Source organism: Prevotella denticola (assembly GCF_900454835.1).
GTDB classification, from domain to species: Bacteria; Bacteroidota; Bacteroidia; order Bacteroidales; family Bacteroidaceae; genus Prevotella; species Prevotella denticola.
The window spans coordinates 1,275,709-1,290,147 of record NZ_UGTM01000001.1; the positions used below are offsets into that span (position 1 = coordinate 1,275,709).

General features: G+C 52.7%; 7 protein-coding genes. 3 read left to right on the forward strand and 4 right to left on the reverse strand.

Annotation, left to right across the window (positions count from 1 at the left end; genetic code table 11):
* The first annotated feature begins 8 nt into the window (after nt 1–8).
* The 3 genes from uvrA to DYH27_RS05445 all read left to right on the forward strand — a co-directional run bounded on the left by uvrA (nt 9) and on the right by DYH27_RS05445 (nt 7,193).
* On the forward strand, nt 9–2,921 hold the full coding sequence (gene uvrA / locus DYH27_RS05435; protein ID WP_013671138.1) for an excinuclease ABC subunit UvrA: 2,913 nt from the start codon (nt 9–11) through the stop codon (nt 2,919–2,921).
* Between the two features lie 233 nt (nt 2,922–3,154).
* Nucleotides 3,155–4,978, forward strand: coding sequence for a transglutaminase domain-containing protein (locus DYH27_RS05440; RefSeq protein ID WP_013671137.1), 1,824 nt, complete (start codon nt 3,155–3,157; stop codon nt 4,976–4,978).
* Nucleotides 4,979–5,063: 85 nt separating this feature from the next.
* Nucleotides 5,064–7,193 carry a DUF3857 domain-containing protein gene (locus tag DYH27_RS05445; protein WP_025067772.1) on the forward strand — a complete coding sequence of 710 codons (2,130 nt, stop codon included), beginning with the start codon at nt 5,064–5,066 and terminating at the stop codon, nt 7,191–7,193.
* Nucleotides 7,194–7,449: 256 nt separating this feature from the next.
* Here the strand turns inward: DYH27_RS05445 and lpxA are convergent, their stop codons facing one another.
* From lpxA to DYH27_RS05465, 4 genes are all read right to left on the reverse strand, one after another.
* Nucleotides 7,450–8,232 (reverse strand): acyl-ACP--UDP-N-acetylglucosamine O-acyltransferase, encoded by a 783-nt coding sequence (gene lpxA / locus DYH27_RS05450; RefSeq protein ID WP_013671135.1) that lies wholly within the window; start codon nt 8,230–8,232, stop codon nt 7,450–7,452.
* A 23-nt stretch (nt 8,233–8,255) separates the two neighbouring features.
* Nucleotides 8,256–9,635, reverse strand: coding sequence for an efflux transporter outer membrane subunit (locus DYH27_RS05455; protein WP_025067773.1), 1,380 nt, complete (start codon nt 9,633–9,635; stop codon nt 8,256–8,258).
* 16 nt (nt 9,636–9,651) lie between these two features.
* Entirely contained in the window at nt 9,652–12,915 is a 3,264-nt protein-coding gene (locus tag DYH27_RS05460) for an efflux RND transporter permease subunit (RefSeq protein ID WP_025067774.1), read from the reverse strand.
* Nucleotides 12,916–13,033: 118 nt separating this feature from the next.
* Entirely contained in the window at nt 13,034–14,365 is a 1,332-nt protein-coding gene (locus DYH27_RS05465) for an efflux RND transporter periplasmic adaptor subunit (protein ID WP_029216485.1), read from the reverse strand.
* Nucleotides 14,366–14,439 lie beyond the last annotated feature (74 nt).

Here is a 14,439-nt window from a genome sequence, read left to right on the forward strand (position 1 = left end):
AACACCGAATGATGTTGGAAGGAAAGAAGAAAGAAACAACGAAGTATATTGAGGTGAAAGGTGCCAGGGTCAACAACCTGAAGAACATCAATGTGAAGATTCCTCAAGGACAGTTCATAGCCATCACAGGCGTGTCGGGTTCGGGGAAGTCATCACTTGCCTTCGACACGCTTTATGCCGAAGGACAGCGCCGGTACGTCGAAAGTCTCTCTGCATACGCCCGGCAGTTCCTGGGCAGGATGTCGAAACCGGAGGTCGACTTCATCAAGGGCCTTCCACCGGCCATTGCCATCGAGCAGAAAGTCGTCTCGCGTAATCCCCGCTCGACTGTCGGCACTTCTACCGAAATCTACGAATACCTGCGCCTGCTCTACGCACGCATAGGCCGCACCTTCAGCCCCATATCAGGCGAAGAAGTGAAACATCATTCCGTAGAGGATGTGATTGAGAAAGTGGAATCCTACTCGAAAGGGACAAAGTTCTGCATCCTTGCGCCGCTTCATATCGTTGAAGGCAGAAGCATACAGCAGCAGCTTGAGATGGAACTGCAGGAGGGCTATGCCCGCATCTATGCCGGCGGCGACTTCATACGCATTGAAGACTGGCTGGCTGCACATCCTTCCAATGAAGAAAGGAATGGAAAAACACAAGAAGCAACGGAAAGAGTCTGTCTGGTCATCGACCGTATGGCTGTTGACAGTTCCAAGGACGCAATCAGCCGGCTCACCGACTCCTGCGAAACCGCCTTCTATGAGGGCGACGGCAATATGCAGCTGATGATTCTCCCTGCCAGGATCACCTACGACTTCTCTACCCGATTTGAGGCCGACGGCATCCGTTTTGAAGAGCCGAACGACAATATGTTCTCTTTCAATTCCCCCCTCGGGGCCTGTCCCACGTGCGAAGGGTTCGGACGCATCATCGGCATCGACGAGAAGCTGGTCATCCCCGACTCCTCCCTCTCCGTCTATGACGGCTGCGTGCAATGCTGGCACGGCGACAAGATGGCCACGTGGAAAGAGGAGTTCTGCCGGCGGGCGGCAAAAGACGACTTCCCCATCTTCAAGCCCTACTATGAACTGACGAAGTCGGAGAAGGAGAGCCTTTGGAAAGGACTGCCCAGCGAGCGGAAGGCAGACATCCACGACCGCGTCTGCATCGATGCCTTCTTCCAGATGCTGAAAGAGAACCAATACAAGATACAGTACCGCGTCATGCTGAGCCGTTATCGGGGCAAGACCGTATGTCCGGACTGTCACGGCACGAAGCTGAAAAAGGAAGCGACATGGGTGAAGATAGATGGAAAGGCCATCACTGATCTTGTAGATATGCCCATCGTCAATCTCAAGGAATGGTTCGACCGGCTGGAACTGACGGAACATGAACAGGAGATCAGCAAGCGGCTGATGACCGAAATAAAGAACCGGCTGCAGTTCCTGCTGGACGTCGGTCTGGGCTATCTGACGCTCAACCGGCAGTCAAATTCGCTGAGCGGAGGCGAAAGCCAGCGCATCAACCTCACCACCTCCCTCGGCTCGTCACTCGTCGGATCGCTCTACATCCTCGACGAGCCCTCCATCGGACTGCACAGCCGTGACACAGCCCGCCTCATCCATGTACTGAAAGAACTCCAGGCATTGGGCAACACAGTGATTGTAGTAGAGCATGACGAGGAAATCATGCGTGCTGCCGACTACCTGATTGATGTCGGGCCGGATGCAGGCCGCCTGGGCGGCGAAATCGTCTTCGAGGGAAAAGTGTCGGACATCCAACAGATAAAGAACAACGTTGAAGATGCAGCCGACAAGGCATCGCGACAGCTGCTGGAGCAATATCCACGCTCTTATACCATCAAGTATCTCACCGGTGCAGAAGTCATCAAGATCCCTGCCGGCCGACGCCCATGGAACATGGCGATAGAACTGAAAGGGGCACGCATGAACAACCTGAAAGGAGTGGACGTAAAGTTTCCGCTGAATGTACTCACTGTCGTGACAGGAGTCAGCGGCAGCGGAAAGTCATCCCTCGTAAAAGGAATCCTCTATCCTGCCCTCAAACGTCACCTGGACGAGATAGCCGACACGCCGGGCGAATATTCATCGCTGGGCGGCGACTGGAAACAGATCAGACACGTAGAGTTTGTAGACCAGAACCCCATCGGCAAGAGCACACGTTCCAACCCGGCTACCTATGTGAAGGCATACGATGAAATCAGAAAGCTCTTCGCCGAACAGCAGCTATCCAAACAGATGGGCTACACACCGCAGTATTTCTCGTTCAACACCGAGGGCGGCCGATGCGAAGAATGCAAGGGTGCGGGAGTCATCACGGTGGAAATGCAGTTCATGGCCGATCTCGTGCTGGAATGTGAAGAATGTCACGGACAGCGTTTCAAGCGTGAAATCCTCGACGTACAGTTCCAGGGAAAGAACATCAACGACATTCTGAACATGACCGTTTCCGAGGCTATCCAGTTCTTCAGCAAGCATAAGCGCAGGGCGATTGTCAGCAGACTGAAGCCCCTGGAGGATGTCGGCCTGGGCTATATCAAGCTCGGACAAAGCTCGTCGACACTCTCCGGCGGCGAAAACCAGCGTGTCAAACTCGCCTACTTCATCGGACAGGAGCAGCAGGAGCCGACGCTCTTCATCTTCGACGAACCGACGACAGGCCTGCACTTCCACGACATCCAGCGGCTGCTGCATGCCTTCGATGCCCTCATCGACCGTGGGCACAGCATACTTGTCATCGAACACAACCTCGATGTCATCAAATGTGCCGACCACGTCATCGACCTCGGCCCCGACGGCGGCGACAAGGGCGGACAGCTCGTCGCAGCAGGTACGCCTGAGGAGGTTGCCCGATGCAAGGACAGCCTGACAGGGAAGTATCTGGCGGCGAAGCTGGCGGCCGACAGCTGACCATCTATACGCCGGACAGCTACAAAGCTCCCGTCATAAGGAGTATCGTGAACTGCGTTCCCGGCACTTGGGAACAGCATTCCCGACATCTGGGAACAGCATTCCCAACGCCTGGGAACAACATTCCCATATGACCGGACACCGCCCCGACCGTATGGCGGGACTCCGGCAATCGCCTGTCCTAGGGATTCAAGCCAACGCATACAATTGAAACAACAAATACATAACTGAATATGAACTACTACACAAAACAGCTCTTCCTGCCAGCAGGAGCTGCAATGCTGATGCTGGTACCATCGGCATCACACGCACAACAGTGGGACGACCAGATTCTCGTCTCACAATGCAACGAACAGTACACCTTGACGCTTGAACATGGGAAACCCATTGTGAAGAACTCAAAGGAAATTACCTACCAGTCGAACTCGACCGGCACGGTACGTCCGGAGACCGACATACTGTACGGCGAGTTCATCACCTTGGACGACGTGTCGGGAAGAGGACAGAAGACCTACCAGAACGTCACGCCAGAAAACGTATTCTATGACGACACGAAGGCTTGCGTCATACAGGGCTATATCGACAAGAAAGGAAAGACCTGCAGTGCCTCCTACGAACGGACTTTCAAGGACATCAAATACTTTACACGGGTGTACCTGCTGGAAAACTACTTTATCCGTAACAAGACCGTGACAATCACCATACCCAGGCAGCTGGCAGGATACAGCATCAAGGAGATGAACTTTCAGGGATTCAACATCCAGACAAGTCACAAAACGACAGCGGAGGGTGACATTTATCAATACACCATGACGAATGCCTGCCGTATGAGGCAGGAGAAGATGATGCCACCGGTATCGAATGTCTATCCTTATCTGCTTGTCACAGGACCATTCAAAGACGTGAACGACCTCTACAGCTGGTCGAAGGAAATGGCCAGTGTCGACTGTGAGATACCCGATCTGAAGAAACTGTTACAGGAAATCAACAAAGACAGCAAGACGGAAGAGGACCACATAAGCAATACTTATCGGTGGATTCAGGATCATATCCGCTATGTAGCCTTTGAAGCCGGACTTTCAGGACATCGCCCGGACACCCCTAAGGAGGTGCTCCGCAAACGGTATGGAGACTGCAAAGGCATGGCTCTGCTGCTGAAGACCCTCCTCAAGGCACAGGGGTTTGATGCCCGGCTGACGGACATCGGTACGGATGAGATTCCTTACAGAATGAGCGACGTGCCGACACTCGCCAGTGCCAATCACGTCATCTGCACGCTCTTTTACAAGGGGAAGACGCACTATATCGATGCAACCTGCAACCACATACCCTATACATACACCCCGCAGCACATACAAGGTTCGGAAGCAATGATAGAGAACGGAGACAGACCGCTGATGCAGATCGTACCGGTACAGAGAGCTGACGCATCCATCGACAGCCTTGTCTATCAGTACAGCCTGCAGGGAGATGCACTTGTCGGCAAAGCTGCCTACAGCCTCCGCGGCGACATGAAGGAGTGGTTCATGAGCACGATAGACGATGCCGGCAACAAGAACCGCGACGACATCCTGGTCAGCAATCTGAACTCCGATGCCCACAGCATGACCGTGACAGACGTGAAGTGGGCCGACAAGGATGCCCGCCACGAATGGGCACGCTTTACGGGCAGCATCACCAACAAGGCGGCTATACAGCTGATGGACGGAGAAGTCTACATCGAGCTGAATCCGCACAACAACCTCTTCGACAGCCGCATCGACACCACCCGGCGTGTCAACGACTACTATCTGCCTGTGCGATGCAACATTGTCAGGCAGGCTGTCTTCACGGTCCCTGCCGGCTACAAGGTTGACTATCTGCCACCTTCCAAGACTTTTTCAACCCCGGAAGGTGTGCTTACCTGCAGATTCTCAAGGAAGGGGAACACCATTGTCTTCCATCAGAAAATGCAGATCAATCACCGCCGCATACCGCTTGCCAATATCCCGAAATGGAACGAGACCGTAAGCAAATGGAAAGACGCCTGCAACGAACAGGTGGTGCTCAAGCGGTGAAGGAGGCAACGGAGCTTGACTTTTCAGCTCTAGACTGTTTTCCGCCCCTACTACAACAATAAAAACATCTGACAACATTATGAATATGAAAAAACAATTAGCAATGCTGCTGCTGGTGCTTCTTTCACTGCCGGCAATGGCTTTCGACAACGACGACTATCTGAAGTACGTCCAGAAAGTGAAAGAAGAGGTGTGGGGCAAAGACCTGCCACAGTTCAACAATCGCACCGTCCCGGCCCGGTACAAGAACGAGTCGGCCGTGGTCATGGCTTTCTACGAGGAGCTGACCGTTGACAAAGGCACGAGTTTCAACTTCTTGGAACTCGGAGTCACCGCCAACAACAAAGCCGTCCATATCCGGCGCTACCTCGTGAAAATCAACGACAAATCTGCTCTGGAGAAATACTCTACCTTCGATATTCGGAGCTATGAGAAGTCGCACAACGCAGGATGGTGGACGGACATACACAAGAGTGTCCTCGGTGTGAAAGTCATCAAGCCGGACGGCACCGTCAAGGAAGTGAGCAATGACGAATACAAGAATGACGACGAAGGCAAGAACGGAAAGGACAAGCGTGCCAAGCTGGCCGTACCCGACCTGCAGGTAGGCGACATGATCGACTACTTCATCTACGATTACGACAAGCTGAAAGAGGAAAACATCGACCCGGTGCTGTTCCTCTTCGGCGGAAAATATCCTATCCTCGACTACCAGATCCACTGCGCCATCGACAAGCACCTCTGCACGCAATACCGCACGATGAACGGTGCTCCGGACTTCACCGCCAGCGAGAAAGACGGCGACATCGTGCTGGATGTCCATGCAAAGAACATCGACAAGACGTTCCCCGACTACGCCTATAATCCTATCATGCAGGCACCTTACACCATGCTCTATGTGACAGCGGACGTTACACTGGAGTATATGCCGAAGAGTGCGAAGAAGAAAGGGCTGCAGGCGAACCCTCCGGCCGAGGTCATACAGGAAGATGCCTGGACACCCTGGGCCGAGTACAAACTGAAATGGACTCTCAACAAGAAATTTGAAAAGGCTGTAAAGGAAGCGAAGAAACTGGGCAGTGACGAGGAAAAGGCCGATTACGTGTATAACTTCATGGTAATGAAGACCCTGGTCTTCAAGAGACCTTACGAAAAAGCATTCGATTTCTCAAACCTGTTTCCTTACGTCCTTGACAAGCTGAAAATTCCCTACTCACGCGCATTGGTTACCAACAGTTATAACGAGCCTATGGACAAGCTCATCAACTACGGCAACGCGACACGTTTCATCATGCTCAAGAGCGGTAAATGCTACTTCCCGCTCGAGAATGCCATCAGTTCGGACATCATCCCGTCCATCTACCAGAACCGGGATGCCATCAGCACCGGCAAACCCAAGAAATTCCAGAAAGGACCGTTCACAAGGTTCAGGCTCGCTCTGAGCAAGGCTTCCGACAATGTGGAGAAAGAGGAAATCGATGCTGCCATTGACGGTACGATACTGAACATCGTCCGGCAGACGACACTCACGGGATGCGAGAAAGAAGACGTCATCCCAGGATTGACGACAGCCGACGAATTGAGCAAGGCATGGGGTGCGCCCTACGGCTACCAGGGCTTTGCCGACGAGCTTTTCCTGAAGCCGAACGAGGCAAAGGCAAGGGCGGCAGAGCGTGCCGAACAGGACAAGAAAGCGGTGGCGGAGAACTTTGCCGAGGAAATCAAAGCCTATCATGACAAAGCTCCTGTGAAGATCAATGCGACAACCGTGAACAGCTGCGGCGAGAACAACAAGCCGTTTGCCTATACGACCGACTATCAGATGGACGGACTGGTCAAGAAGGCCGGCCGTAACCTTGTCGTTTCCGTGGGGCAGCTTTTCGGACAACAGGTACATATTGAGGGCCGGGACCGCCAGCGCGACACTGATGTCAACTATGACTACCCCAGCACACTCGCTATTACCGTCAGGCTTGATATTCCGTCAGACTATGTCGTATCAGCGGAGAGCCTGCGGAAACTCAACAATAATGTTGACAACGAAGCCATGTCTTTCAACACAAAAGCCGATGTAGACAATGACAAGCTGATCATCACATTTCAAAAGGTTTATAAACAGCAGCGTGTCCCTGCTGCCGGATGGAGCCAGCTGCTCGGTGTCCTCGATCGTGCCTATGAATTTACAAGCCGGCAGATTGTCTTGAAAAAGAAGTAGAAGCAGCGCCTGATCAATATACAATAAAGCAATCATCCCAGACAGTAACAAAAAAATGTCTGAGATGATTGCAGATTCACAATTCATAAGAATCTATTTTCATCAGTCTTGACTTCACAGGCAGATTTCCTTGTATACCACGAATAAGAGCCGAGAAATAAGCCTGTCTATGCTTTTAACGGAAGAATCGAAAAAAAGGGAGCCAACCTCACGGACAGCTCCCTTTGATTACCATAAGTCCTATAGATATGAAAAATTATAATTTACTGATGATTCCCTCTTCTGTACCACGCACGAAATCCACGATACTACGGATTTCTGCGGAGTCAGGCACCTGCTGGTCTATCTGGATGCAGGCATCGAACACGGATGTCTGCCCATGGAACAACAGACGATAGGCATTGGCAATATGCTTCTGGACCTTTTCTTCCACCCCTGCTGCCTCTCCGATATTCGGATTAACGCCGTGATAGCCCGCCGGGCTGCCGCCTGCAACAATATAAGGCGGCACGTCCTTCGAAAAAGTCGTGCCGGCCTGTACCACGGCATACTGCCCTACACGGGTATTCGCTTTCTCGACGACATTAGACAGAATGACTGCACCGTCATCGATTTTACAGTCGCCCGCTATCTTTGCACCATAGCCGAAGATGCAACGATCGCCGACAACAGTGTCATGGCTGATATGCGCACCCTCCATCAGGAAGTTGTTTGAACCGAGAACCGTCTTGCAGCCGCGATGCGTGGCACGGTTGACAACCACATTCTCACGGATGATATTGTTGTCGCCCATGACAAGCTCGCTCTTCTCGCCTACGAAGTTGAAATCCTGCGGAAGGGCAGCAAGTACAGAACACTGATGAATCTTATTTCCGTTTCCCATCCGTGTACCGTTCAGAATGCTCACGAAAGGGAAGATAATGCAATTGTCGCCTATGACAACATCATCCTCTATATATACAAACGGGAATATCTTACAGCCGTCTCCAATCTTTGCCTTTGGGGACACCTCGGCTTTTGGACTGATTACGCTACTCATAATCTTGAAAATTAAATGATGAATTACTTGGAACCGCCACCAAGCGCATTGTAAAGGTTTACAATTGCCTGCAGCTTCGAAAACTGCTCCTGTACCTGTGAAATCTCGGCATTGAGCAGGCTCTGCTGTGCGGTGATGACCTCCAGATAAGTGCTTGAACTCTGTGCGTAAAGCATCTGCGTGTCGTCTACGTTCCTCTTCAACACACCGATTTGCTGCTTCCGCAGCTGTTCTTTCTCATTCGCCGAATTATAGGCAACAAGTGCATTGCTGACCTCCGACCCGGCTTTGAGAATGCTGTTCTGCCATGTGTTGTAAGCCTGCTTGTACTTGTCCTGCGCCACACGCAGACCGGCCTTCAGCTGTCCGCGCATGAAGATGGGCTGTGTCAGACTACCCACGACGCTCAGCAACAGCTTGCCGGGGTTCACCATGCCATTGCTGTTGGTCCAGGCACCCGTCGGCGATATGTTCAGTGCAGGATAGAAACGGCTACGGGCCTCCTGAATGTTATAGAAGCACTGCGCCAGTGCCATCTCGTTGGCATGGACATCAGCACGGTTGCTCAACAGCTGCACACCAATGCCGCCGGAGAAGCTGGTCGGCAGGCTCTGGCTATCCAGACTGCCTCGGGCTATACCCTGTGCCGGTTCACCGAGAAGCAAGCTGAGCGTATTTTCCGTCTCACGAATCTGCCTGCGGATGTCAGCCGACTGCGTCTGTACACTGTAATACGCTGACTCCGCACTCTGTACGCTTGTTGAGCGGGCACGCCCGTACTCCATCTGCAGCTTCATCATGTCCCAGGTGTTCTTCGTCAGCCCTGACATATCATCGACTATCTGCTTCTGCTGATCGAGCATCAAGAGCGTATAATAGAGATTGGCGACACTGCAGATAAGCGTAGTCTGCACTGAAACCTGATAGTCATGCGACTGGATGAGCATCATCTGTGCCGCCTTCTTCGCCGAACGCAGCTTTCCGAAGAGGTCTACATCCCAGCTGGCAGAAACCGGAAGGGTGTAAGCCTGTGTCGATGACGTGTGTGACCCGAAGTGAGAGATGGTCCCTGTCGGTGCGAATACGACTGACGGCAGGAAGGCCAGCTTGGAAGTCTTGACCTGCTGTTCGGCAATGTCAATGTTCAATGCGGCATTGAGCAGGTCTGGGTTATTGTTGAGTGCTTTCTCGATAAGTGCCTGCAACTGCGGGTCCGTGAAGACACTGCGCCATGGAAGATTGCCAAAATCGTTGGCACCTTCCAGTGTCGCCTTGTCATCGACAGGATCGCGCACAATGCCGTTCACCTTCACGTCAGGACGCTCATAAGTGCCATAGAGACTCTTGCAGCCTGTCAGTGACAGAGCTGTGAGAGCCAGGATGAATATATTTCTTTTCTTCATTATCGTTCGTTTATTATTACTCTTCAACTACATAATCGGTAGCAGGTCCCTTGACATACTGCTCAAGTTCTTTCTTGACTTTCCGGTCTGCCTCATCATCGAAGACGAGCGGCTTGACGCATTCCTGCAAATACTGGAATACAGAGAACAAGGCAGGTACGACAAAGACCTGACAGAGCGTACCGATCAGCATACCGCCGACAGCAGCAGCACCCAGCGTCTGGTTGCCGTTATGTCCTACGCCACTTGCAAACATCAGCGGCAATAGACCGATGACCATCGCCAGTGATGTCATCAGGATAGGACGGAGACGTGCTCCGGCCCCCAGGATGGCCGCATACTTGATGGCCATACCCGTGCGGCGGCGTTCAAGAGCAAACTCGACGATAAGGATGGCGTTCTTTGCCAGCAGGCCCACTAGCATGATCAGGGAAATCTGCATATAGATATCGTTGCTGTGACCGAAGAGCATCGTGAAGATGAACGCTCCTGCCAGACCGAACGGAATGGAGAGGATGACTGCCAGCGGCAGGATGTAACTCTCATACTGGGCACTCAGAATCAGGTAAACGAAGACAAAGCAGAGGATGAAGATCATTGCAGTAGAGTTCGACGACTCCTGTTCCGAACGTGTCAGACCTGAGAATTCATAGCTGTATCCCTGTGGAAGAACCTGCTTGGCAACCTCCTCTGCAGCCTGGATAGCCTGACCGGAAGAATAGCCGTCGGCCGGTGTAGCCGTCACGGAGATGGAGGTAAAGAGGTTGAAACGTGCAATGTTCGATGGACCGTAAACACGCTTCAGCGAACAGAACTCGCTTACAGGTGCCATACCTGAAGCTGTGCGCACGTAAATGTTGCTCAACCCGGACTCGCTCATCCTGCTTTCCGCAGTTCCCTGTATCATGACACGGAAGAGCTTTCCATAGGCATTGAAGTTAGAGGCGTACATACCGCCATAATATCCCTGCAGCACAGAGAGGATGGCGGCCGGTGACGTACCGGCCTGCTTGGCCTTGGCGACATCCACATCAACCATGTACTGCGGATAGTTAGGGTTGTACGTGGTAAGCGCACGGCTGAACTCCGGACGTTTGTTCAGCTCCTTCAGATAGGTCTGCGCAATATTGAAGAACTTGTTGAGGTCGCCGCCCGTCCTGTCTTCCAGCGAGAACGAGAGACCGTTCGACATGGCATAACCCGGAATCATAGGCGGTGCGAACGCTATCACCTGTGCGCCCTTGATGCTGGCTGTCTGCTTGTAGATCATGCCCAGCACCATGTTGGATGACGTAGGGTCGATGAAGAGACCGGCAATACCGGCACCTGTGAAGACCGACTTGATACGGTCGAACAGACCGTACTCACGCTCGGCAAACGGTTTCAGCTTGATGATGAAAGTCGCCTGGTCGGAACCCTGACCTGCCAGGAAATTGTAACCTACAATCTGCTCCCGGCGTTCGATGTAGGGGTTGCTTGCCAGCATCTTGTCAATCTGGTCGGTCACCTTCTGCGTCTCGGCCTGTGAGGTACCCGGCGACATACTTACCATGGCGAACAGCGTACCTGTATCCTCATCCGGCACAAGACCGGTCTTGGTAAAGGTCATTGCCAGTACAAGAGCGATGACGCCTACAACGACCGCAATGCCTGAAATCCACTGGTGCCCGATGATCTTCTCGACAATCTTCTGATATCTGCCGTTGACTTTCTCATACTGGACATTGAAAGCGGCATGGAAACGGTCAATGCGTGAGAGTTTCTTTCCCTCTTCATCCTTGCCGTGCGGCTTCAGGAAGATGGCGCAGAGAGCCGGGGAAAGCGTCAGAGCATTCAATGCAGAGATAACGATAGACACGGCCATCGTCACACCGAACTCACGGTAGAACGTACCGGAAGTACCCCCGATGAACGATACCGGGACGAACACGGCAGACATCACCAGGGTAATAGAGATGATGGCTCCCGAAATCTCGTTCATCGCATCAATGGCTGCTGTCAAGGCACTCTTATAGCCCAGGTCGAGCTTGGCATGGACAGCCTCGACCACCACGATGGCATCATCGACCACGATGGCAATCGCCAAGAGCAAGGCCGAGAGCGTCAGCAAGTTGATGGAGAAGCCGAATACCCAGAGGAAGAAGAATGTACCGATCAGGGCCACCGGCACGGCAATCATAGGAATCAAAGTCGAACGGAAGTCCTGCAAAAAGACATATACGACAAAGAACACCAATACCAGCGTGATTATCAGCGTACGTATCACCTCTTCGATGGAAGCGAAGAGGAACTCGGTTACGTCCTGCTCTATCGTCACCTTCATGCCCGGCGGCATCTGCTTCTGTGCATCAGCCAGAGCAGCCTTCACATTGTTGGCGATATCCGTAGCATTGGACCCTGCAATCTGATTGACCATACCGATGACAGCCGGACGGTTGTTGTTCTTTATCGCAACAGAATACTGCAGACCGCCCATTTCAACCTTTGCCACATCACGCAGGTGAAGGGTCTGGCCATTCGTGTTGCTCGAGATGATGATATTGCCATACTCTTCCGGGGTCTTCAGACGGCCCTTGTAGCGCATGGTGTACTCGTACTTCAAGTTGCTCTGCTCGCCGAAAGAACCTGGTGCAGCCTCGATGTTCTGCTCTGCCAAAGCCCCCGAAATGTCAGACGGCACCAGTCCGTACTGCTTCATCTTCTCCGGCTGCAGCCAGATGCGCATGGAATAAGTCTTCACACCCGGTGTCTGCACATCACCGACTCCGCTGATACGCTTCAGCATCGGCACGATGTTGATGTTGTTATAGTTCGTCAGGAACTCGTCGTCATATCGACCGTCGTCCGTCGTCAGCGAGTACATGACCACATTGGAGGTCTGTCGTTTCGATACCGTCACACCCACTCGCGTCACCTCTGCCGGCAACAGTGCCTGTGCCTGCGACACACGGTTCTGCACATTGATGGCAGCCATGTCAGGGTCAGACCCCTGTTTGAAGTAGACCGTAATCATAGCCGTACCGTTGTTTGTGGCGGTAGACTGCATATAGGTCATGTTCTCCACACCGTTGATACTCTCCTCCAAAGGCGTGATGACAGAGTTCAATACCGTCTGGGCATCAGCACCCTGATACGAGGTCATGATGGAAATCGTAGGAGGGGCGATATCCGGATACCGCTCGATGGGCAGCGACACCAATCCAATCGCACCCAGAAGTACGAAGAAGATGGATATAACCGTCGAGAGTACCGGTCGTTTGATAAAATTCGTAAATGTCATAATACTGGTTGTTAAATTGCGGATGTCAGATGCTGACGTATTGTCGTCTATCCTCTTCAGGGAGATGGGATGATGGCTTGTCACCGGACATCATCACCTGACGTTCAACACCTGTCAACTATTTGTCTTCTCCCTTCATCGCCTTCAGGAAGCCTGATGCAGAGCTTTGGTTCTCGCCGAGTTTTTCCGATTTCCTGATGGCTTCGTCGTATTCAGCCGGCGTGAGAGCTTTGATCTGCGCACCGTCTTCAAGGCTCGAGACACCCTTGGTCACGATACGGTCGCCCATCTTCAGACCACTCGTCACAATGTAATTGATGCCGTCGTTCTGCGGGTCGACGGTAATCTCGCTGTAATGCACCTTATTGTTACCATCCACCTTGTAGACGAAAATCTTGTTCTGAACCTGCACGGTTGCCTCCTGCGGTACCAGCAGCGCGTGGTTGTTGCTCCGGGCAATGACAATCTGACCGCTGCCGCCGCTCTTCAGCAGATGCTCCGGGTTGGGAAAGCGTGCGATGACGCTTACCGTTCCCGTAGCGGCATCGATGACACCGCTTGTCTTGACGATTGCACCCTCGTGGTTATAGGTAGAACCGTCAGCCAGCAACAGGCTTACACCCGGGAAAGCCTTGATGGCATTGGCCAGTCCATTGTCCTTGCGGCTCAGATTCAATATGTCAGATTCGGTCATCGAGAAGTAGACCTCCATGGAAGAAGTATTGCTGACCGTCGTCACGGGCTGGGCCGATGACGGACTGACCAGTGCCCCCTCCTTGAAGGGAAGACTGCCGATATAGCCCGATGCCGGACTCTTCACGTAACAGAAACCAAGGTTATCCTTCGCCGATGCGAGCATGGCCTGCGCCTGACGTACGCCCGCTTCCGCCTGGCGCACAGCAGCATTGGCCGATGCCACACCGCTCTGTGCCTGACGCACAGCAGCCTGTGCCGTTTCGTAGGCATTCTTTGCCGACTGCAGCTCATAGTCGCCGATCACCTTGTTATTATAGAGGTTCTTGCTGTTGCTGTAGGTCAGACGGGAGGTAGCTGCCTGCGCATTGGCAGAGTTCAGACTTGCATTGGCCTGCACAACACCGGCCTGTGCCTGTGCGACACTGCTCTGTGCCGAGTTGACCTGTGCTTGTGCCTGACGGACAGCAGCCTGATAGGTCGCATTGTCAATGACAAAGAGCACCTGTCCGGCACGGACATATTCGCCTTCATGTACATTCAGCTTAGTGATGAAACCACTGACCTTCGGACGCACCTCCACATCCTGTACACCCTTGATGGTGGCAGGATAAGTCGTCTTCAGCTGTGCATTGGATGCTCCAATCGTAATCACGGGATACTCATTACTTGTCGGGAGTCCCTGCCGACCGCCGCCGCAACTGGTGAGTAACGCCACTGCCGCCAAGGCAGACAGTAAGATTTTATTTTTCTTCATACCTACAATAGTTATATATTCTCTTTCATTTCATTTCTATATGGCAGGATCAATCCCGATGCGTCCCGGCCGTT

Excerpts from the sequence above, each read along its gene's own strand:
- uvrA (WP_013671138.1), top strand. The coding sequence starts at position 9 with ATGATGTTGGAAGGAAAGAAGAAAGAAACAACGAAGTATATTGAGGTG.
- DYH27_RS05465 (WP_029216485.1), bottom strand. The coding sequence starts at position 14,365 with ATGAAGAAAAATAAAATCTTACTGTCTGCCTTGGCGGCAGTGGCGTTA.
- DYH27_RS05460 (WP_025067774.1), bottom strand. The coding sequence starts at position 12,915 with ATGACATTTACGAATTTTATCAAACGACCGGTACTCTCGACGGTTATA.
- DYH27_RS05440 (WP_013671137.1), top strand. The coding sequence starts at position 3,155 with ATGAACTACTACACAAAACAGCTCTTCCTGCCAGCAGGAGCTGCAATG.
- DYH27_RS05445 (WP_025067772.1), top strand. The coding sequence starts at position 5,064 with ATGAAAAAACAATTAGCAATGCTGCTGCTGGTGCTTCTTTCACTGCCG.
- lpxA (WP_013671135.1), bottom strand. The coding sequence starts at position 8,232 with ATGAGTAGCGTAATCAGTCCAAAAGCCGAGGTGTCCCCAAAGGCAAAG.
- DYH27_RS05455 (WP_025067773.1), bottom strand. The coding sequence starts at position 9,635 with ATGAAGAAAAGAAATATATTCATCCTGGCTCTCACAGCTCTGTCACTG.